We start from the raw sequence: 19,358 nt of genomic DNA, 5'->3' as shown, positions 1-19,358 counted from the left end.
CCATGTCCCGGACCCGCACGCCGACCGCGCTCCCCCTCTACTCGCCGATGCTGGCGACCACCGCCCCACTGCCGCGCGACGAGTCGCACTGGGCGGCCGAGGTGAAGTGGGACGGCATGCGCGTCCTGGTCTACGTGCCCGGCGACGGCAGCGTCCGGATCCGCTCGCGGACCGGCGGCGACGCGAGCGAGCGCTACCCGGAGCTCGTCGCGCTCGGCGACCTCCTCGGCAGCCACGAGGTGGTGCTGGACGGTGAGGTGGTCGCCCTGGGTCTGGACGGCACACCCAGCTTCGGCGCGCTCCAGGAGCGGATGAGCCTGCGCCGCCCCGCGCAGATCCAGGTGGCCAGGCATGCGACGCCGGTGACGCTGATGGTCTTCGACCTGCTCCACCGAGACGGGCGCGACCTCACCCGGCTGCCCTACACCGCGCGCCGCACGTTGCTGCAGGAGCTCGACCTGGACCGCGACCGGGGGCCCGTGCGCACGCCGCCGTCCTGGACCGGGGACCTGCGCTCGGCGGTGGAGTGGACCGAGGCCTACGGCATCGAGGGCATCGTCGCCAAGCGCCTGGACTCCCTCTACGAACCGGGCCACCGCACGCGCGCCTGGATCAAGCACAAGCACCGGCAGACCCTCGACGTGCGGATCGGCGGCTGGCTCGCGGACGAACGCGGCGCGCTGCGCAGCGTGCTGGCCGGGGTCCCCGAGTCGCTCGGCCTGCGCTATCTGGGGGCGGTCGGCTCGGGCATCGGCGTCAACGAGGGCCGCGACCTGGCCGAGCTGCTGCGCAGCCTGGAAACCGCACGCTCACCCTTCCTCGGCACCCCGGCCGACCTCGGCCGGCCCGACTCCACCGTGCACTGGGCGACGCCGGCGCTGGCCGCCGAGGTCGAGTACCAGGAACTCACCGCCGGCGGGATGCTGCGCCAGCCGGTCTGGAAGGGCCTGCGCGAGATCACCCCGCCGGACCGGCCCACGTTCTGACGCGGCGTCGGCCTCGCGGGGGCGGCCGAAGCCTGTGCGTCGACCACCGCGCCGCTGCGTACGCGACTACTGCGGGGCGGAGACCAGGCCCGCCTCGTAGGCGAGGATGACCAGCTGCACCCGGTCCCGCGCGTCCAGCTTGGACAGGATCCGCGCGACATGGGACTTGGCCGTGGCCACCGAGATGAACAGCTCCTCGGCGATCTCGCTGTTGCTCAGCCCGCGGCCCACCAGGGTCAGCACCTCGATCTCCCGGTCGGTCACCCCGGTCAGCTTGCGGCGCGGCGCGGCGGCGGGCAGGTCGGGCCGGTTGGCGAACTCGGCGATCAGACGCCGGGTCACGCTCGGCGCGATCAGCGCCTCGCCCGCGGCGACGACGCGGATCGCGGAGAGGATCTCCTCCAGGGCCATGTCCTTGACCAGGAAGCCGCTGGCCCCGGCGCGCAGCGCGCCGTAGACGTAGTGGTCGTCGTCGAAGGTGGTCAGCATCAGGATCCTGGCCGTCTCGGGGCCGCCGGTGATCCTGCGGGCGGCCTCGATGCCGTCCATGCCGGGCATCCGGATGTCCATCACCACGACGTCCGGCTTCAGTTCGTCCACCAGGCGGATCGCCTCGTCGCCGGATCCGGCCTCGCCCACGACCCGCAGATCGGGGTTGTCGTTGATCAGGACCCGCAGTCCTGAGCGGACCAGCGGCTGGTCGTCGGCGAGGACGACGCGGATCTGCTCGGCGGTCATCGCGCCACCGCCTCCTCCGCGGCCGCGGCGGTCTCCCGGCCGTTGTCGGGGGAGCCGACCGCCACGGCGGGCGGCAGCGGGAGGCGGGCCGCGACGCGGAACCCGCCCTCGGGGCGGGGACCGGCGCTGAACTCGCCGTGCAGCAGACTGACCCGCTCGCGCATGCCGGTGATGCCGAACCCGGCCCCCGCCTGCGCCGGGTGCGGGCCGTTCCCGCCCTGCGTCCCGTGCGCGGGCGCGATGCCGCGTCCGTCGTCGACGACCTCCAAGAAAAGCTCCTCCGCTCCGTAGTCGATGGAGACCCGGCAGCTCCCGGTCCCCGCGTGGCGCACCACGTTGGTGACGGCCTCCTGCACGATGCGGTAGGCCGACAGGTCTATGTCGCCGGGCAGCGGGCGGCGCTCGCCGCGCCAGCTGAGCTCGACCCTGATGCCCGCCTGCGCCGTCGTCCCGGCCAGGCGCTCGACGTCGGACAGACCGGGGGCGGGGGCCAGCGGCGCGAGCTGGGAGCCCGGCGTGGGGTCGGCCTGGCGCAGTGCCACCAGGGTGCGGCGCAGCCCCGACAGGGTCTCCCTGCTGGTCGCCTCGATCGCCTGCAGCGCGGCCCGCGCCTCGGCCGGCTGCGAGTCGATGACCCGGCTGCCCACCCCGGCCTGGATGGCGATGATGCCGATGCTGTGCGCGACCATGTCGTGCAGCTCGCGGGCGATCCGCAGCCGCTCCTCGGTGATCGCCTGCTCGGTCGCCTGCGCGCGCGTCGCCGCGGTGAAGCTGCGCCGGGTGCGGACCGAGTTGCCGATCATCCAGGCCAGCAGGAAGACCAGCGCGACCGGCACCTGCTCCTGGCCCCGGGTGGGGTCCTGGCCGGCGAGGATCCGCCCGATGCTGTAACCGGCCATCGTGGCCAGGCACATGACCGCGGCGGGCGTGGTGACCTGGCGGCCCCGGGTCGCCGAGATCCAGCACAGCGCCAGGATGGCAGGGATCGTCTCGGACAGCGTCAGTTGGGCGTGGTAGGGCAGCACATAGGCGATGCGCAGGGCGTTCGCCAGCAGCAGCGCCAGCGCCGTGAGGGGGAAGCGCGGCAGCAGCGCCGAGCCGAGCACGACGACCGCCGTCACCCCGAGCGGACCGGACCGTTCGACGCCGTCCTGGAAGCCCATCGGCGACGGGATCGTCTGCACCGAGAAGATGATCACCAACACGGTCAGCACCGACCACCACAAGGCCGTCCACACGCGCGAGGGGACCCGGCTGAGCAGCGGAGGGCGCGGTGTGGCGTTCATACGTCGAGACTATCCGCGGGCCGGGGACGGGTCATCGACCTGCGGGACTACGCCCGTGGGCGGGTGCCGCCGCCACCCTTGCCGCCGCCGGCCCGATGCGGGTGCACGAGCGCCGGCGACACCGTGGTGAACGTGATCGAAGTCAACGAACTCACCAAGCGGTACGGAGACAGGACGGCCGTCAACGGGCTGACCTTCGAGGTCAGGCCCGGACAGGTCACCGGGTTCCTCGGCCCCAACGGCGCCGGGAAGACCACCACGCTGCGACTGGTCCTCGGCCTGGACACGCCGACCGGCGGTTCGGCCACCGTCGGCGGCGTCCGTTTCGCCGACCACCCGCGCGGCCTGCGCCACGTCGGGGCGCTGCTGGACGCCACCCACGTGCACGGCGGCCGCACCGCCGAGGCCCATCTGTGGGCGCTGGCCCGCAGCAACGGCATCGCGCCGCGGCGGGTCGGACAGGTGCTGGAGGAGGTCGGCCTGACCGAGGTCGCCCGGCGCCGGGTCGGCGGCTACTCGCTCGGCATGAAACAACGTCTGGGCATAGCGACCGCGCTGCTGGGCGATCCGCCGGTGCTGATGTTCGACGAGCCGATCAACGGGATGGACCCGGAGGGCGTGCTCTGGGTGCGCAGGCTGTTCCGCCGCCTCGCGGACGAGGGCCGCACGGTGTTCCTCTCCAGCCACCTGATGACGGAGATGGAGAACACCGCCGACCAGCTGGTCGTGATCGGCCGCGGCGAGCTCATCGCCGCCGAGCCGGTGCGCGCCTTCGCGGCCCGCAGCAAGCGGCTGACCGTGCTGGTGCGGACCCCGCAGGCGGCCGAGCTGACCGACCTGCTGACCGCCGCGGGCGCCGGGGTCCGGCCGGAGGGCTCGGCCCGCGCGGAGGCGCTGACCGTCACCGGCCTGCCGGCCGAGCGGATCGGCGCGCTGGCCTTCGACCACCGCATCATGCTCCACGAACTCGCCACCCGCACCGCCACCCTGGAGGAGGCCTTCATGGAACTGACCGCCGACCGTGTCGAGTACCTGGCAGGGCGGACCCGATGACCGTCCTCGGCTCCGTCCCGCGCACAGCCGGGTTCGTGCCCGCCGTGGAACCGCGGGCGCGCTTCTCCGACCTGGTCGTCTCCGAATGGATCAAGGCGTGGTCGCTGCGCTCCACCTGGTGGACGCTGGGGGTGACCCTGCTGGTCGCCTGGGGCTCCGCCTTCGCGGCGGCGAAGGCGGACTACGACAACATTCCCGGCTACAAGGACCTGGCCCCGCATCCGGCGTTCGCCGTCAGCGACTCGGTGCCGCAGGCCGGCTGGATGACGGTGATGATCGCGGCGGCCGCGCTCGGCGCGCTGGCGATGGCCAACGAGTACGGCACCGGCCTGATCCGCACCACGACGATCGCGGTGCCGTCCAGGGGGCCGCTGGTACTGGCGAAGGCGGTGGTGCAGACGGTGATCTGGACCGTCCTCGGCTGCGTCGCGGCGAGCGGCGGCTTCGTCATCGCCCAGTCGGTGCTGAGCGGCCGCCACGCCTCGGTGACCCTCGGCGAGGAACACGCGCTGCGCGCGCTGGTGGCCGCGGCGCTGGTGGCCCCGGTCTGCGCGCTGATCGGCCTGGGCGTCGGCACGCTGGTCCGCCACGGCGCGGCGTCCGTCGGGCTCTCCGCCTTCGGCCTGCTGATGCTTCCGGCCTTCTTCTCCCAGAACAAGCACTGGTCGGCCGACATCAACCACGCGTTCGTGCTCCCCGCCTTCCAGCGACTGGTCCAGCCCTGGGACGACGGCGACTTCCGCGCCGGCTTCCTTCGCGCCACGGTCCCCGGCTCCTGGACGGTCTACCTCCTCTGGCCGCTGGTCTCCCTGGCCCTCGCCGTCTGGGTCGTGCGCAAGCGGGACGTCTGAGCGGTCAGCAGGGCTACGCCTGCGCGGGCTCCGGAACGCCGGCCGATCCGTCCTTCGGCCGTTGCCGTACCCGGCTCCGCACGCGGCGCGGCCGGTGAGCCGCCTGGACAGCCCTTGCTCGTGCCGTCCCACGCCCCGCCGCAGCGTGTTCGCCGCTGCGGCGGGGCGCGCGCTTTTGCCGCGCCGCCCGGCCGCCTCGGTCGAAGGCCCGGCAGCGCCGCGCCCGTTGCAGGACCTGCGCACCGGTCCCGTCGAGTCCGTCCCCGCCTGGCGAAGCGTGTTCGGCGCAGGCGTCAGCGCGCCGTCGCGCTCGGGTCCTGGTAGACGGCGTCCAGGGCGAGGTAGGCGCCGCCGCGGGCCGGGGCGGTGAAGCCGAGAGTGGAGGGGAGCACCTCGCAGCCGCCGGAGTCCGCGGCCATCACCCGTCGGGCGACGCCCTCGCGGACGCGGTCGAGGAGGTAGTCCGCGAAGACGGCGAACCAGCCGCCCAGCACCACCGCGCGAGGGTTGAGGATGTCGACCAGCAGCGCGACGCCGAGGCCCAGGTCGTCGGCGATCCGGTCCAGCGCGGCCAGCGTGCGCACGTCGCCCGCGTCCGCGCGGCGGCGCAGGTCGGCCAGGCGGGACTCGACGTCGAGGGAAGGGTCGTGGACCGGGTCGTCCGGGTCCGCCGCGTGGCGCAGCAGCGCGCCCAGGCCGACCATCGTCTCCCAGCAGCCCACCCGGCCGCAGTTGCACGGACGTCCGCCCGGGTCCAGCGGCATGTGGCCGATCTCGCCCGCGAACCCCCGGGCACCGCGCATGAGTTGACCGCCGGTGATGATGCCGCCGCCGACGCCGGTCTCGCCGGTGACGTAGATCAGGTCATGGATGTCGGCCGCGGAGGCGACCAGGTACTCGGCGATCGCGCCGAGCTTCGCGTCGTTCTCCAGGTGCAGCGGCGGGGCGTTCCTGCCCAGCCTGCGCCGCAGTTCGTCGACCGCGGCGACCTCGCGCCAGCCGATGTTGGGCGCGTAGGCGACGCGGCCGGTGGTGATGTCGACGTTGCCCGGGGCCGCGAGCGCCGCGCCCACCAGGCGCGCGTCACTCGCCGCGACCGCCGCCTCCGCCTCGCGGACCAGCGCCGCCACCGCGTCCAGCACCGCCTCGGGCCCGGCGGCGCGCACGTCCAGCGGGATCCGCCGCTCGAAGGCCACGTCACCGCGGAGCGAGAGGGCGACGGCGGCCAGGTAGTCGACGTTGATCTCCAGGCCGACGCCGCAGATCGACCGTCCGTCGATCTCGACCGAGAGCCCCGGTCGGCCGACCGAGCCGTCCCGCTCGGAGCGGCCCTCGCGGACCAGCCCCAGCTCGACCAGTTCGGCGATCAGGTTGGTGATCGTCGGGCGCGGCAGCCCGGTGTCCGCGGCGATCCTGGCCCGCGAGCGCGGCCCCGAGTCGCGCAGCAACCGCAGCACCAGGCCAAGGTTGGTGCGCCGGATCGAGGCCCGGTCGCTCGGCTTGGACGGGCCGGCGATCGCCACCTCGTGCGCCGCGTTGCCGCGGAGGTCTGCCTTCACGCTCACTCCCTACCACGGGCGCCCTGTCGTTCACCGAAGTTCGCGTCAGGGTGTTGACTTCCGGCCAGTTAGTTCTGATCCTACTTTAACTAATACGACCGAACAGAACGCAAGCCCCCAAGGAACGTCTCTCCGCCCCCTCAGAATCCCTCAGGAGATTCCACGTGAGAAGTCGTCAGATACGCACCGTGGCCATGACCGCCGCCGTCGCCTTCGTCGCGGTGCTGACCGGCTGCAGCTCGGGCAGCACCGGCGCCGCGCAGAGTCCGGCCGCCGCGGCCGGACCGGTCAAGCTCGACTTCTGGGGCTGGGCGCCGGGTTACGACCAGTCCGTCGCGCTGTGGAACAAGGCGCACCCGGACATCCAGGTCACCTTCGACAAGACCCCCTCGGGCTCCAAGGGCGGCTACACCAAGATGCTGACCGCCGCGCAGGCCGGCAACGCGCCGTGCCTCGGCATGGTCGGCTACGAGACCATGCCCAGCTTCGCCGCCGCCGGCGCGCTCATGGACGTCACCTCGTACATGGCTCCGGCGCAGAGCCAGTTCGCCGCCTGGACCTGGAACCAGGTCACCATCGGCGGCAAGACCTTCGGCGCGCCGGTCGACACCGCGCCGATGGCGCTGATCTACCGCAAGGACCTGTTCGCCAAGTACGGCATCACCAAGCCGCCGGTCACCTGGGACGAGTACGCCGCCGACGCGGCCAAGGTGCACGCCGCCGACCCGAGCGTGGCGCTGGGCGACTTCGGCAACGACTCCTACAACTACGCCGGGCTCGCCTGGCAGGCCGCGGCCCCGTGGTTCGGCACCGGCGGCGGCTCCTGGCAGGTCAGCGTGAACAGCGCGGCCAACCGGAAGGTCGCGAACTTCTGGCAGGGCCTGCTCGACAGGAAGCTGCTGAAGACCGACCCCAGCTACGACCCGAGCCTATACGCGGACATGGCCTCGGGCAAGATCCTCTCCGACGTCAACGCCGTCTGGGACACACCGATCGTCGCCTCCAGCGTCAAGGGCACCAGCGGCAAGTGGGCCGTCGCGCCGATGCCGGTCTGGGACGCCAACAACCCCGTCTACGGCAATGACGGCGGCTCGGCCACCGTCGTGCTGAAGGGCTGCGCCCACCCGAAGGAGGCGGCCGAGTTCGCCACCTGGATGAGCACCGACCCCGCCAGCGTCAGCAACCTGATCAAGGTCACCGGCATCTACCCCGCCGCGACCTCCGCACTGGCCAACCCGGCGCTCTCCCAGCCCGATCCCTTCTACGGCGGCCAGGTCGTCTTCGACGTCTTCAAGGCGGAGACCCCGCACATCGACACCTCCTGGATCTGGGGCCCCACCATGACCCAGACCGCGACCGACCTGGGCGACGGCCTGGGCACCAGCGCCAAGGGCAGCACCCGGCTGACGGACGTGCTGAACACCGTGCAGTCCAAGACGGTCGCGCAGATGAAGCAGCAGGGGATGAGCGTCTCCTGATGAGCGTCTCGCGTCACGCGCGGCGGCGGGTGGGAACCGCCGCCGCGTTCCTCCTGCCCTTCGCGCTGCTCTTCGCCGTGGTCTACCTGGCGCCGATCGGCTACACGGTCTACGAGAGCCTGTTCAAGCTGCACCGCGACGGCCTCGGCCTCTCGGCGCCGACCAAGGTCTTCGCCGGGCTCGGCAACTACGCCGACGCGCTGCACGACAAGGACTTCCGGGGCTCGCTGCTGCGCGTGCTGGTGATCGGCGTGGTCCAGGTGCCGGTGATGCTCGGCGTGGCGCTGCTGCTCGCCCTGCTGCTGGACGCGAAGACCACCCTGTTCAAGCGCTTCTTCCGGCTCGCCTTCTTCCTGCCGTACGCGCTGCCGGGCGTGGTCGGCGCGCTGATGTGGTCCTACCTGGTGGCACCGGGCCTCAGCCCGATCACCGCGGCCGCGCACGGTCTCGGCCTGCACCTGGACCTGACCTCGGACGCGATGCTCGCCCCGACCATCGGCAACATGCTGACCTGGGCCTGGACCGGCTACAACATGCTGATCATCTACTCCGCGCTGCAGGCCATCCCGCCGGAACTGGCCGAGGCCGCCCGGATGGACGGCTGCTCGGCCTGGCGGATCGCCTGGCACGTGAAGATCCCGATCGTCCGGCCCGCGCTGGTGCTGACGACCGTCTTCTCCATCATCGGCACCGCGCAGCTCTACAACGAGCCGGCCGTGCTGCAGCATGTCGCGCCCAACCTGAGCAGCAGCTACACGCCCATCTTCGCCGCCTACAACGCGGTCGACGACAACAACTTCGGCTATGCGGCGACCGAGTCGGTGGTGCTGGCGGTGCTCGCCTTCGTGCTGTCCTTCGGTTTCCTCAAGCTGGTGCAGCGACGGGGAGAGGTCCTGTGACGACGCTTCAGTCCCGGCCCGCCGCAGCCGACCCGGCGACCGACTCCCCTCGTCTGCGCAGCGCGCCGGTCAATCCCGCGCGGTGGCTCACGCTCGGGGTGCTCGGGATCGCCTCGGTCTACTTCCTCGCGCCCGTGTGGTGGCTGGTCGTCTCCAGCACCAAGACCAACTCCGCACTGTTCAGCGGCAGCGGCTTCTGGTTCGGTGGGAGGTTCGCCCTGCTGGACAACCTGCACCAGGTGTTCACCCGCCAGGGCGGCATCTACCCCCGGTGGCTGCTCAACACCGCCCTCTACGCCGTCGGCGGCGCGGCGGTCAGCACCGTGATCTCCGCGCTGGCCGGCTACGCCCTCGCCAAGTACGCGTTCCGGGGGCGGGAGTTCGTCTTCAACGTGGTGCTCGCCGCGGTGCTGGTGCCCGCGCCGCTGCTGGCGATCCCGCTCTATCTGCTCTTCTCACCGGTCCACCTGGTCAACACCTACTGGGGCGTCCTCGTCCCCAGCATGGTCAGCCCGTTCGGGGTCTACCTCTCCCGGATCTACGCCGCCGCCTCCGTGCCGGACGAGCTCCTGGAGGCGGGCCGGATGGACGGCGCGGGGGAGGTGCGGATCTTCACGACCATCGCGCTGCGGCTGATGTCGCCCGCCCTGGTCACCGTCTTCCTCTTCCAGTTCGTCGGGATCTGGTCCAACTACCTGCTGCCCGCGCTGATGCTCGCCGACGACCGGCTCCAGCCGGTCACCGTCGGCCTGGTCGGCTGGCAGGCCCAGCGCGGCATCGGCGACGCGGTGCCGTTCAACGTGGTGATCACCGCGGCGGCCGTCTCGGTGATCCCGCTGGTCGTGATGTTCCTGTCGCTGCAACGGTTCTGGCGCTCCGGCCTGGTGGCCGGCAGCGTCAAGTGAAAGGGAGTGGCATGCCCGCCCGCTACCACCTCAGGTTCCAGATCCACGCCGACCCCGACCCGGCCAGGGTCGCCGCCGACGCGGCGGAGCTGGTCAGAGCCTGCGAGCAGGCCGGGGTGGACGAGGTCGTGCTGCTGACCGGCGCGGAGGAGGCCTTCGCCGGACACCTGGTCGGCGCCGAGGAGGACGCCTGGTTCGAGGCCGTCTCCCTCGCGCGGGGCGTGCTGGGCGCGGCGGGCCTGGAGGTGAGCCTCAACCCGTGGGTCACCGTCGGCCACGCCGACCGGGGCCGGCACGGGACGCTGGAGAAGCTCGGCTTCGCCCCCATGGTCTCCCCGTACGGGGAGGTCGCCGCCGCGCAGGCCTCCTTCGCCTGCCCGCACTGGCGCGAGTGGATCGTCGCCCACTACGGCCGCTTCGCCGAACTCGGCTTCCGCGTGCTGTGGCTGGAGGACGACTTCCGCTACCACAACCACGCGCCGCTGCGCTGGGGCGGCGGCTTCGAGCCGCTGATGCTGGAGCGGTTCGCGGCGCTCGCCGGCCGGGAGGTCGCCCGCGAGGAGCTGGTCGCCGCGCTCACCGCCCCCGGCGAGCCGCACCCCTGGCGGGGCCTGCTGCAACGTGTCTGGCGCGAGGCCCAGTTGGAGGTCGCGCAGGAGGTGGCGGCGGAGGTCGGCCGGCGTTCCTGCGGCCGGTCCCGGCTCGGCCTGATGAGCTCGGGGCTCGACGCCGCGTCCGTGGAGGGCCGCGACTGGGCGGCGCTCTACGCCGCCCTCGCCGTTGGCGGCCGGGCCGTCCAGCGGCCGCACTTCGCCCCTTACAGCGAGTCTCCCGGAAAGGAGTTGAGCCGCCAGATCTGGTCCCTGGAGCTGCAGCGGGCGCTGCGTCCCGCCTGGGTGACGAGCGAGCCCGAGATCGAGAACTGGCCGCACACCGCCTGGTCCAAGTCCGACACCCAGACCTGGTCCGAGCTGGTCGCCGCGCAGCTCGCCGGCTCGGACGCGCTGTTGCTCAACGTGCACCCGATGAACGGACGCCGCGCCGGGCGCTTCCCCGCCGTCACGGGGCTGCTGCGGCGTTCGCGTCCCGCACTGGACTGGGTCGCCGAGCGGTACGAGCGCGACCGTCGCACCCTCGGGGTCGGCCTCGCCTTCCGGCAGGACGCGGCCGCGCACGTGCACAGCACCGGCGACTCGCTGCACGGCTTGGCCGTCGACCCCGGACCCGTTGCCGACCTGCTGCTGCGCTACGGCGTGCCGGTCACCGCCGCGCCCGGCGCGCCGGTGCAGGCGCTGTGCGGGCAGACGGCCTGGGCCGTCGACGACGACGAGATGCTCGCCCTGCTCGGCGGCGGGCTGCTGCTGGACGGCGTGGCGGCCGAGGCGCTGACCCGGCGCGGCTTCGGCGCGCTCCTCGGCCTGGACGCCGCCGCGCTGGTCGATCGGGAGCAGCGCGACTCGCCCGACATCTACGCCGAGGAGCACGTCCTCCTCGACGACGGCGAGGCCCGCGGCGAGGTGCTGAGCGTGAACGTGCAGCCGGCCCTCGCGCGGCTGGCGCCGGGCCCCGACACGGAGGTCTGGACCGAGATCAGGACGCCGTCCGGCCTGCCGTGGGGCGCAGGCCGGACGGCGTTCCGCAACCGGCTCGGCGGGCGGGTGGCCGTCCTGGCCGCGACCTCGCCCGAGCTGCTGCCCTACGACGACGCCGGGCAGCGCCTGGTGCACCGGGCGGTGCGCTTCCTGGAGGGCGAGCGGCCCGCGCTGCCGCTGGTGACCGGCGGACCGATGCTGGTCCCGCACCTCTCCCGCTCCGGCGGGGTCACCCGCCTCGCGGTCGCCAACGGCAGCGCCGACCCCGCCCGCCCCGTCGTCCACCTCCCCGACGGACCGCCGGACGCGCGCGCCACCCTGCTCGCCCCGCTGGCGGAACCGACGCCGGTGGATCCGGGCGCGGAGCTGCCGCATCGGGGTTGGCTGGTGCTGGAGTGGTGAGCCCTAGGATCAGGACATGTCGCTGCCGCACGCCATCCTCACCGCGCTCCTGGAGAAGCCCTCGTCGGGTCTGGAGCTGACGCGGCGGTTCGACAGGTCCATCGGCTTCTTCTGGGCGGCGACCCATCAGCAGATCTACCGGGAGCTCGGCAAGCTGGAGCAGTCCGGACTGATCCGGGCCATCCCCGGCCCCCCGGCCCAGGGCCGCCGCAAGGAGTACGAGGTGCTGCCGGACGGCCGGGAGGAGCTGGCCGCCTGGGTGGCGCGCAGCGACGAGCCCCGGCCGCTGCGCGACCCGCTGGCCCTGCGGCTGCGCGCGGCGGCGATGGTCGGCGTGGGGGAGGGCCGCCTCGGCGCCGAGGTGCAGCGTCACCTGGCCCTGCACACCGCCCAGCTGGCCGCCTACCGGGCCATGGAGCAGCGGCAGTTCCCCGGCGGCCGACGGGAGTCGGTCGAGGCGAGGCTGCAGCACCTGGTGCTGCAGGCGGGCATCGAGATGGAACGCTTCTGGACCGGCTGGCTGGAGCAGGTCGAAGCGGTCGTCTCCGAGCTGGAGGCGGAGTCGTCGTGAGCGCCCTCACCTACGCCGAGGTGGGGGCGACCCGGCACGGGCGGCTGCCCGCCGGCTACGCCCATCTGCGCCATCGCACGCGCCTCGGCCACGGCGAGGCCGCGTTCCGCACGGCGGCGGAGCTGCTGATGGACTGGCGGATGCACCGGCGGATCCCGGTCGCGGTCGCGGCGAGCACGCCGCGGGCCGAGGTCGGCACGCAGGTGCGGATCACCCTGGCCGGGGTCGTCCGCGGCTCCTGCCGGGTGGTGTGGGTCGTCGACGACCCCGAGCGCCGCGGCTGGGCCTACGGCACGCTGCCCGGTCATCCCGAGTGCGGGGAGGAGGCGTTCCTGGTCTCGTGCGACGCGGGCGGTGACGTCTGGCTCGACGTCACCGCCTTCAGTCGCCCCGGCGGCCGTCTCGCCCGCGTGCTCGGCCCGCTGGTCCCGCTCTTCCAACGCGCCTACGCCCGCCGCTGCGGCCAGGTGCTCCGCGCCGCGGTACGGCGCGACCGCCGAGCCCGCCCCCGGTAGTCGCGCCCGTCGCCGTGCGACGGCTGCACACCTCCGGGGCTTCGGCGGGTGGTCCGGCCGGGACCGCTGCTCTGGACGGACGGGCGCGGGGTTTCCGGGAACCGTCGGGGCCGGACCGGCCGCTGCGTTCCTCGACGCGGCGTGACTCCGGGTGTCCGGGCTCCGGCGGGCTGACCGGCCGCGACCGGCGCTCGCGGAGGCTGCCCGCCTCGACACTCCGGGGGTTCTGGCCGGCACCGGTGGAGGGCTCCGAACGCGCCGAACCGCCCCCTCGGGGCCGCGCGGTCGGCGGGCCCGACTCACCGCGGAGCCGGGCCCGCCGGAGGCGTCACTGCTGCGGAGCCGGGCCGCGCTGGATGTGGAAGTTGAAGTCGGCGTTTCCCAGGCTGCCGTAGAGGCGGAGCCAGATCGGCAACAGCATCTCGGAGCCCCGCGCGCTGGTGATGTCGCCCAGGTCGTAGATCTCCTCGGCAGGCCAGCCGATGGCCTCCAGCAGTTCGGTGACCGACTTCTTCGCGTCCGCGTCGTCGCCGGAAACGAAGACAGAGTGGGGTCCCTGCACCGCCGACGGGTTCACCATCAGGTGGGCGCTCATCGTGTTCAGCGCCTTCACCACGCGGGCCTCGGGGAAGGCGCGCTGGATGGTCTCGGCCAGGCTGTCGGTGTTGACCGGGTCGAGTGAGGGCGGGAAACCCTGGGAGAAGTCGAGCGGGTTGGCGATGTCGATCACGATCCGGCCCGCGAGGTGCGCGGCGCCGACCGCCTCCAGCGCGGGCACGCTGCCCGCGCCCGAGGTCGCGTTGACGTAGGCCTCGGCGAAGGCGCCCGCCTCGGCGTAGGGGACCAGGCGAACGGCGGGGTGCTTGGCCAGCCAGCCGGCGATCGAGGGGTTGCCGGCCGCGTCCGCCTGCTCGCGGGCGAGGGTGGCGTCGGGGTCACGGGTGCCGATGACGACCTCGTGGCCGAGTGAGGACAGCTTTCCGGCCAGCGTGCGGCCGACGATGCCGGTGCCCAGGACGGCATAGCGCATGTGCGGAAGTCCTTTCGATGGCAAGGGCGTTTGACGCGGGTCCGCGTCGCCGGAGGTGAACCGGCGGCCCTTCAGTCGGAATCCAACCAGCAGGCCGGGCGGATCTGTTCCCCATGGCGGCGCGGATTTCCCCGTGTCGTGCCGGGTCGCCATCTGGCAGGATCTGCGCCCGTGACTCTTCCCATGACCGCGTCCACCACGTCCTACGAGGCCCGCTACGGCTGGCGGACCAGGGACGTCGTGACCGTCCTCGTCTCCCTGGCGCTGGTCGCCTTCGGCGTCCTCGCCCCCGCGGGCTCCCACGTATCGCTGATCCTGCGTCTCTTCATCGGTGTCGTCGGCGTGTTCCTGATCGGCATGACCGCCCTCATCGCCTTCAGCGGCAAGGTCGCGCTGCGCGCCGACGAGGCGGGCGTCCTGCTCGGCGGCAGCCCGCTGCGGTACGACGCGTACACCGTGCTGGTGCCGTGGTCGGACATCGTGGGCGTGGAGCTGTGGGTCCAGCGGGTCAGCCTGTGGAAGAAGCTGTACTGGGTCGGCCTGCACCGGGTGCCCGGAGCGCCGGCGCTCCCCGGCTCGGGCTCGCCGCGCGCCGCCAAGGCCTCGGCCTGGATGACGGACAAGAGCCCCGAGCTGCTCCTCGCGAGCCGGTCGGTCTCGATGTGGAAGCTCGACGGCCGCGCCTTCCTCGACACGGTGCAGCAGCTCGCGCCGCACGTGCGGATCCAGGTCGAGGACGGCTTCAAGCTCTGAGACCCGGTGCGCGCCGGTTGGACACCGGGCCGGGCGCGCAGCAAACTCGCTGGCCATGAGCACTGCGCCCAGCACCTGGACCCGGACGGCCTCGTACGTCGCGGCGATCGACATCGGCGGCACCAAGATCGCAGGCGGTCTGGTCGGCGCGGACGGCGCGCTGCACCACCAGGTGGAGCGTCCGACGAGAGCCGGCGCCGAGGACCCGGACCAGGTCTTCGCCGCCGTGGCCGAGGTGGTGGCGCTGCTGGCGGACGACCCCCGCTGGGCGGGGGTCGACCGGGTGGGCGTCGGCAGCGCCGGGCCGGTGGACATCGCGGCCGGCACGGTGAGCCCGGTCAACATCAGGGCCTGGCGCGGCTTCCCGGTCGTGGCGCGGATCCGCGGCCTGCCCCAGGTGGCCGGGCTGCCGACGGTTCTTGGCGGCGACGCGGTCGCGATGACCGCGGCCGAGCACTGGCGCGGCGCGGCCCGCGGCTTCGCGAACGCGCTCTGCGTGGTCGTCTCGACCGGCGTGGGCGCGGGCCTGGTGCTGGACGGCCGGGTGTACCCCGGCCCGACCGGCAACGCCGGGCACCTCGGCCACATCACCGTGGACCTGGACGGCGAGCCCTGCCCCTGCGGTTCGCGCGGCTGCCTGGAGCGGGTCGCGAGCGGGACCGCCATCGCCTCCTGGGCCCTGGCCCGGGGCTGGCGTCCGGCCACCGCGGGCGCGCCCGGCGACGCGACGTTCGGGGCCGCCGAGGTCGCCGCGGCCGCGCGGGCGGGCGACCCGATCGCGACCGCGGCCTTCGACCGCGCCGGCCGCGCGCTGGCGGCGGGGATCGCGGCCACGGCGACGCTGGTCGAGCTGGACGTCGCGGTCCTCGGCGGCGGCGTGCTGCGGGCCGGCGAGCTGCTGCTGGATCCCCTGCGGCGGCATCTGACCTCCTATGCGACGCTGCCCTTCACCCGGCACATCGCCGTCCGCGCGGCCGAACTGGGCACGGACGCGGGCCTGATCGGCGCGGCGGCCCTGGCGCTGGAGAGCTGACCGGGAGACGCCGCCCCGCCGACCCGCGGTCGCGGCGAACGCCCCGAGCACGCCCGCGGGCGCGGGGCGGCGTTCACCCAGCCGAAGAACCGCGGGTGCCCGTTGCCCATCGGACGCGGCAGCACCTTCGCGGCGACCCGCCGAGCAGCGCGTCCAGCCCGGCCGGCACCCGCCCCCTTCGGCGAGCGACTCGCCTCCCGGGCCCCGCCGCCGCGCCCGGAGCGAGGACCGCCTCCACCTCGCGCCCGAGGTCCACGAGCGCCGGGGTGGGGCCCTGCCGCCGCCCGACCGTCGGTGCCGCGGGCGCTGTCGTACCCGGCCGCTACAGTCGGGAGCATGGAGACACAGGCCAACTGGGTGACGGTGCCCTCACCGCTGCCCACCGGGCCGATCAGCTTCGCGGTGACGGACCGGGGCGTCGTGGGCGCCTCGTTCTGGGACGACGGCCCGCCGGGCGAGGTCTGCCCGCCGGGGGACGAGCGGGCCGCCAGGGTCGGCGCCCGGCTGGCGGAGTACTTCGCGGGCCGCCGGCGCGCGTTCGAGCTGCCGCTCGACTGGAGCGGCACGGAGGGCGTCCAGCGCCAGGTGCTGCAGACGCTGGAGCGCACGGTCGGCTTCGGGCAGACGATCACCTACGGGGAGCTCGCCGCCCGCAGCGGCGCGTTCGAGAACGAGGTGGAGCAGCACCTCGCCGCCCGCGCGGTCGGTCAGATCATGGGGTCGAACCCCTTGTTCCTACTGGTGCCCTGTCATCGTGTGGTGGCCGCGGACGGGTTGGGCGGATTCTTCGGGGGAGAGCTCGGACTGGACGTGAAGCGCTGGCTGCTGACACTGGAGGGCGTGCTGCCGCCGACGCTGGACTGGGACGGCCCAGGGTGAGCGCGAAGAGCCCGGTGAGCAGCGCGATCGCGGCCAGGACGAGGAAGACCAGCCGGTAGGCGGAGACGGGCGGGTGCCCGGCGGCGCTCGGCGCGGTGCCGAACACGAGCACGGCGGTGACGACGGCCGGGGCGAGCGCGCTGCCGGTCTGTCGGACGACGGTGCCGAGGGTCGCCGCCTGCGCGGAGTCGGCCCGGTCGAGGGTGGCGAGCGAGGCGACGGTCACGGGCATGAAGAAGCCGCCCATCGCGACGCCCAGCAGGAACATGTCCAGCCGCAGGGTCCACAGCGAGGTGTGCGCGTCGCTGCCTGCCAGCAGGAGGTTGACGCCGCCGACGCCGAGCAGGCCGACGCCGACGATGGGCCCGGGGCCGACCCGGTGGTAGAGGACGCCGACCACCTGCACGGTCAGCAGCACCCCGGCGGCCTCGACGAAGGTGGTGCTGCCGGAGGCCAGGGCGCTGCGGCCCTGCGCCTGCTGGACGAAGAGCGGCACCAGGAAGAGCGGCCCCAGCACGGGCACCATGCCGACCAGACTGAGCCAGCCGGCCTTGCGGAACATCCGGTCGGCGAAGAGCCGCAGCCGCAGCGCGGGTTGCGCGGTGCGCAGTTCGGTCCTGACGGTGAGGGCGAGCAGCACGCCGCCGACGCCGAGGGCGGAGAGCACGGGCGGGGCCGCCCAGCCCAGGTCGGGGCCGGCGCACACCCCGTACATCAGCGCGCCCAGCGCGCCGCCGCTGAGCAGCAGGCCCGGCAGGTCCAGCCGGTCGGGCCGCTGTTCGCGGTGCTCGTCGAGGAAGCAGAGCCCGAAGACGGCGGCGACCACGCCGACGGGCACGTTGACGAGGAACACCCAGCGCCAGTCGAGCGAGGTGACCAGCACGCCGCCGAGCAGCGGCGCCAGGGTCGGCGCGAGCTGCTGCGGGATGATCGTGAAGCGCGCCAGTCGCACCTGCTCACGCTGGCTGAAGGTGCGGAACAGCAGTCCCTGGGCGACGGGCGTGAGCAGTCCGGCCGCGAGACCCTGGAGCCCCCGGAAGACGATCAGCTGCGGCAGGCTCTGCGCGGCGCCGCAGAGCGCGGACGCGAGGGTGAAGACGGCCAGGGCCAGCACCAGCATCCGGCGTCCGCCGAACCGGCCGAGCAGCCAGGCGGAGGCGGGGATCATGACGCCGAGACAGACGGGATAGACCACGACGACGCCGTCGAGGGCGGCGGGGGAGAGCTGGAACCTGGCGGCGATGGAGGGGAGCGCCACGATGGTGATCGCACCGTCGACAATGACGATGAAGGCGATGGCGACGAACATGACAGGGACGATGACCCGCTGATTGCGCAGCAGGCCGACGCGGCGGGCGGTCATGGATACTGAGCATACTCACTATGAGTGTGCTCATGAAATGGGTTTCGGGTGGGCGAGGAGAGGCGCGACGTGGGTACGGACGAGGCGGGACGCGGCACGGGGCAGCGGCAACGGCACGGGAGCAGTGACGTCCTGGTGGACGAGCTCTTCGACACCACGGTCGACCTGCGGGTCTTCGTGGAGGCCAGGCTCCGGCCCCTCGGCGCCTCGGTGGCCCGCCTGCGCGCCCTGCGGATGCTCGCCCGCGAGGGCGTGCCGCTGCGGATGCGGGATCTCAGCGAACTGCTGGGCGTCGCCGCGCGCACGACGACGGCGGTGGTCGACGGCCTGGAACGGGACGGCCTGGTCGCCCGCGTCCGCCACCCCGACGACCGCCGCTCCTTCCTGCTGACCCTCACCGAAGCCGGTCGCCTCCACCACGACCAGGCCGAAGCCGCCGACGCCAAGGCCCTCGCCGACGCCACCTCCGGCCTCACCCCGGCCGAACGCGACCAACTCCGCGCCCTCCTCGCCCGCATCAGGTCGACCGTGCGCCCGACCTGACGGCGCATGCGCCTGGCGGCGGGCCGAGGGGCCGATAGGAGGGGGACCGAAAGCCCGCGCCGAACCAGGCGGGCCGATCGTCCGGCTCGCCGCCTGGCGGCAAGGCGCGCGGCCGGGCGCGAAGCGACCCGGGAAGGGCGTGCCCCGACGGCCGGGCGCAGCGCGCGCAGGGGCCATCTCGGCACGCCTGTCCGCCTGACGGCGCCTGGGGATGTGGCTCGGCAGGCGGGCGGGCCCGGGCGGCTCGGCGCGTCTCACTCGACGCGTGGCCGGCTCTCCCACCGCGCCGGCCCGTTGCTGCCTCGGACGACCGCCCGTCAGTGCTTCTTCGCGGCGGCGATGATCTTTTCGACGGTGTGGTGGAAGCGGCCCGTGCCCTGGACGCCGAAGGCCTTCTCCAGCACGGGGACCGCGTTGGCCGGGGCGCGGCCCTCGACGACGCGGTAGTGGACGTAGGCCGTCGCGCCGTGGACGCCGAGGACCTCCCACCCGCCCTTCGGGTCGGCCTGCGGCAGCACCGCGGGGTCCAGCGCGCCCGTGGTGAACAGCAGGCTGAACCGCTCGTCCGCCGCCCGGTCCATGTCGCCGAACGGCGCCCGCGCCCAGGCGTCCTCGACCTCGTCGAGGGTGTAGAGCGCGGTGGGGATCGTGAAGCCGAAGGCCTGCTCCAGTCGGGCCTCGATCCGGGCCCGCAGCGCCGCGCGCTGCTTCGCCGGGCCGGCGGGGGCGGTGAAGAAGGCGTTGCCGCTGGCGATGTAGGTGCGCACCGACTCCAGGCCGAGCCCGTCGAGCTCGGCCCGGAGCCGGGCCATCTCCACCTTCCGCTTGCCGACGTTGACGGCTCTCAGGAAGGCGACGTAGGTGATCTGATCGGCGCTCACCCGCCGATGCTAGGGCCTGCCGGGACGATCCGCCGGGAGAA

The 19,358-nt window shown here is 73.6% G+C and carries 18 protein-coding genes and 1 pseudogene; 13 read left to right on the top strand and 6 right to left on the bottom strand.

Annotated features, from left to right (window positions below; all coding sequences use genetic code 11):
* Positions 1-2: 2 nt before the first annotated feature.
* Complete coding sequence (gene ligD, locus BS83_RS19840; RefSeq protein ID WP_037605035.1) at positions 3-986, top strand: non-homologous end-joining DNA ligase; 984 nt, start codon at positions 3-5, stop codon at positions 984-986.
* A gap of 66 nt (positions 987-1,052) precedes the next feature.
* On the opposite strand, the gene BS83_RS19835 is transcribed toward ligD, so the two are convergent.
* Together BS83_RS19835 and BS83_RS19830 are read right to left on the bottom strand one after the other, a co-directional pair.
* Positions 1,053-1,724: a response regulator gene (locus BS83_RS19835; RefSeq protein ID WP_037605034.1), complete on the bottom strand. Its 672-nt coding sequence runs from the start codon at positions 1,722-1,724 to the stop codon at positions 1,053-1,055.
* A complete protein-coding gene (locus BS83_RS19830) occupies positions 1,721-3,010 on the bottom strand; it encodes a sensor histidine kinase (protein WP_051943402.1) in 1,290 nt (429 codons plus the stop codon). Before BS83_RS19830 ends, BS83_RS19835 begins: the two co-directional genes overlap by 4 nt.
* Before the next feature lie 132 nt (positions 3,011-3,142).
* On the opposite strand from BS83_RS19830, the gene BS83_RS19825 reads away from it, so the two are divergent.
* Together BS83_RS19825 and BS83_RS19820 are read left to right on the top strand one after the other, a co-directional pair.
* Positions 3,143-4,063: an ABC transporter ATP-binding protein gene (locus BS83_RS19825; protein ID WP_037609452.1), complete on the top strand. Its 921-nt coding sequence runs from the start codon at positions 3,143-3,145 to the stop codon at positions 4,061-4,063.
* On the top strand, positions 4,060-4,914 hold the full coding sequence (locus BS83_RS19820; RefSeq protein ID WP_051943400.1) for an ABC transporter permease: 855 nt from the start codon (positions 4,060-4,062) through the stop codon (positions 4,912-4,914). The genes BS83_RS19825 and BS83_RS19820 overlap by 4 nt, the downstream gene beginning before the upstream one ends.
* Before the next feature lie 293 nt (positions 4,915-5,207).
* On the opposite strand, the gene BS83_RS19815 is transcribed toward BS83_RS19820, so the two are convergent.
* Complete coding sequence (locus BS83_RS19815) at positions 5,208-6,473, bottom strand: ROK family transcriptional regulator (protein ID WP_198035266.1); 1,266 nt, start codon at positions 6,471-6,473, stop codon at positions 5,208-5,210.
* A 164-nt stretch (positions 6,474-6,637) separates the two neighbouring features.
* On the opposite strand from BS83_RS19815, the gene BS83_RS19810 reads away from it, so the two are divergent.
* The 6 genes from BS83_RS19810 to BS83_RS19785 are packed head-to-tail and all read left to right on the top strand — an operon-like array spanning position 6,638 to position 12,835.
* Positions 6,638-7,951, top strand: coding sequence for an ABC transporter substrate-binding protein (locus tag BS83_RS19810; RefSeq protein ID WP_232248428.1), 1,314 nt, complete (start codon positions 6,638-6,640; stop codon positions 7,949-7,951).
* On the top strand, positions 7,951-8,850 hold the full coding sequence (locus BS83_RS19805; protein WP_037605033.1) for a carbohydrate ABC transporter permease: 900 nt from the start codon (positions 7,951-7,953) through the stop codon (positions 8,848-8,850). Before BS83_RS19810 ends, BS83_RS19805 begins: the two co-directional genes overlap by 1 nt.
* Positions 8,847-9,755: a carbohydrate ABC transporter permease gene (locus tag BS83_RS19800; RefSeq protein ID WP_037605032.1), complete on the top strand. Its 909-nt coding sequence runs from the start codon at positions 8,847-8,849 to the stop codon at positions 9,753-9,755. Before BS83_RS19805 ends, BS83_RS19800 begins: the two co-directional genes overlap by 4 nt.
* A gap of 11 nt (positions 9,756-9,766) precedes the next feature.
* The gene (locus BS83_RS19795; protein ID WP_037605031.1) at positions 9,767-11,749 is read left to right on the top strand and encodes a hypothetical protein; all 1,983 of its coding nucleotides are present in this window, start codon (positions 9,767-9,769) and stop codon (positions 11,747-11,749) included.
* Between the two features lie 16 nt (positions 11,750-11,765).
* Positions 11,766-12,320, top strand: coding sequence for a PadR family transcriptional regulator (locus BS83_RS19790; RefSeq protein ID WP_037605030.1), 555 nt, complete (start codon positions 11,766-11,768; stop codon positions 12,318-12,320).
* Positions 12,317-12,835 carry a DUF1990 domain-containing protein gene (locus BS83_RS19785; RefSeq protein ID WP_157597247.1) on the top strand — a complete coding sequence of 173 codons (519 nt, stop codon included), beginning with the start codon at positions 12,317-12,319 and terminating at the stop codon, positions 12,833-12,835. The genes BS83_RS19790 and BS83_RS19785 overlap by 4 nt, the downstream gene beginning before the upstream one ends.
* A gap of 328 nt (positions 12,836-13,163) precedes the next feature.
* On the opposite strand, the gene BS83_RS19780 is transcribed toward BS83_RS19785, so the two are convergent.
* Complete coding sequence (locus BS83_RS19780) at positions 13,164-13,865, bottom strand: NADPH-dependent F420 reductase (RefSeq protein WP_037605029.1); 702 nt, start codon at positions 13,863-13,865, stop codon at positions 13,164-13,166.
* A 171-nt stretch (positions 13,866-14,036) separates the two neighbouring features.
* Between BS83_RS19780 and BS83_RS19775 the strand changes: the two genes are divergently transcribed.
* The 3 genes and pseudogenes from BS83_RS19775 to BS83_RS44040 form a co-directional block, all read left to right on the top strand.
* Positions 14,037-14,618: a hypothetical protein gene (locus BS83_RS19775; RefSeq protein ID WP_157597246.1), complete on the top strand. Its 582-nt coding sequence runs from the start codon at positions 14,037-14,039 to the stop codon at positions 14,616-14,618.
* 55 nt (positions 14,619-14,673) lie between these two features.
* On the top strand, positions 14,674-15,651 hold the full coding sequence (locus tag BS83_RS19770) for an ROK family protein (RefSeq protein WP_051943395.1): 978 nt from the start codon (positions 14,674-14,676) through the stop codon (positions 15,649-15,651).
* A 336-nt stretch (positions 15,652-15,987) separates the two neighbouring features.
* A pseudogene (locus tag BS83_RS44040) lies at positions 15,988-16,434 on the top strand (methylated-DNA--[protein]-cysteine S-methyltransferase); the annotation flags it as partial.
* Here the strand turns inward: BS83_RS44040 and BS83_RS19765 are convergent.
* The gene (locus BS83_RS19765) at positions 16,364-17,893 is read right to left on the bottom strand and encodes a DHA2 family efflux MFS transporter permease subunit (protein ID WP_063774196.1); all 1,530 of its coding nucleotides are present in this window, start codon (positions 17,891-17,893) and stop codon (positions 16,364-16,366) included. The pseudogene BS83_RS44040 and the gene BS83_RS19765 overlap by 71 nt on opposite strands.
* Before the next feature lie 69 nt (positions 17,894-17,962).
* Between BS83_RS19765 and BS83_RS19760 the strand changes: the two genes are divergently transcribed.
* Positions 17,963-18,436 (top strand): MarR family winged helix-turn-helix transcriptional regulator, encoded by a 474-nt coding sequence (locus BS83_RS19760; protein ID WP_051945463.1) that lies wholly within the window; start codon positions 17,963-17,965, stop codon positions 18,434-18,436.
* Positions 18,437-18,753: 317 nt separating this feature from the next.
* On the opposite strand, the gene BS83_RS19755 is transcribed toward BS83_RS19760, so the two are convergent.
* The gene (locus BS83_RS19755) at positions 18,754-19,317 is read right to left on the bottom strand and encodes a DUF1697 domain-containing protein (RefSeq protein ID WP_051943392.1); all 564 of its coding nucleotides are present in this window, start codon (positions 19,315-19,317) and stop codon (positions 18,754-18,756) included.
* Positions 19,318-19,358: the final 41 nt, after the last annotated feature.

This window comes from Streptacidiphilus rugosus AM-16 (assembly GCF_000744655.1).
Lineage (GTDB): Bacteria > Actinomycetota > Actinomycetes > Streptomycetales > Streptomycetaceae > Streptacidiphilus > Streptacidiphilus rugosus.
This window is presented reverse-complemented; position numbering and strand designations above follow the sequence as displayed.

Coding starts and splice junctions, on each gene's coding strand:
- BS83_RS19790 (WP_037605030.1), top strand. CDS start 11,766: ATGTCGCTGCCGCACGCCATCCTCACCGCGCTCCTGGAGAAGCCCTCG.
- BS83_RS19835 (WP_037605034.1), bottom strand. CDS start 1,724: ATGACCGCCGAGCAGATCCGCGTCGTCCTCGCCGACGACCAGCCGCTG.
- BS83_RS19770 (WP_051943395.1), top strand. CDS start 14,674: ATGAGCACTGCGCCCAGCACCTGGACCCGGACGGCCTCGTACGTCGCG.
- BS83_RS19805 (WP_037605033.1), top strand. CDS start 7,951: ATGAGCGTCTCGCGTCACGCGCGGCGGCGGGTGGGAACCGCCGCCGCG.
- BS83_RS19830 (WP_051943402.1), bottom strand. CDS start 3,010: ATGAACGCCACACCGCGCCCTCCGCTGCTCAGCCGGGTCCCCTCGCGC.
- ligD (WP_037605035.1), top strand. CDS start 3: ATGTCCCGGACCCGCACGCCGACCGCGCTCCCCCTCTACTCGCCGATG.
- BS83_RS19820 (WP_051943400.1), top strand. CDS start 4,060: ATGACCGTCCTCGGCTCCGTCCCGCGCACAGCCGGGTTCGTGCCCGCC.
- BS83_RS19780 (WP_037605029.1), bottom strand. CDS start 13,865: ATGCGCTATGCCGTCCTGGGCACCGGCATCGTCGGCCGCACGCTGGCC.
- BS83_RS19765 (WP_063774196.1), bottom strand. CDS start 17,893: ATGACCGCCCGCCGCGTCGGCCTGCTGCGCAATCAGCGGGTCATCGTC.
- BS83_RS19795 (WP_037605031.1), top strand. CDS start 9,767: ATGCCCGCCCGCTACCACCTCAGGTTCCAGATCCACGCCGACCCCGAC.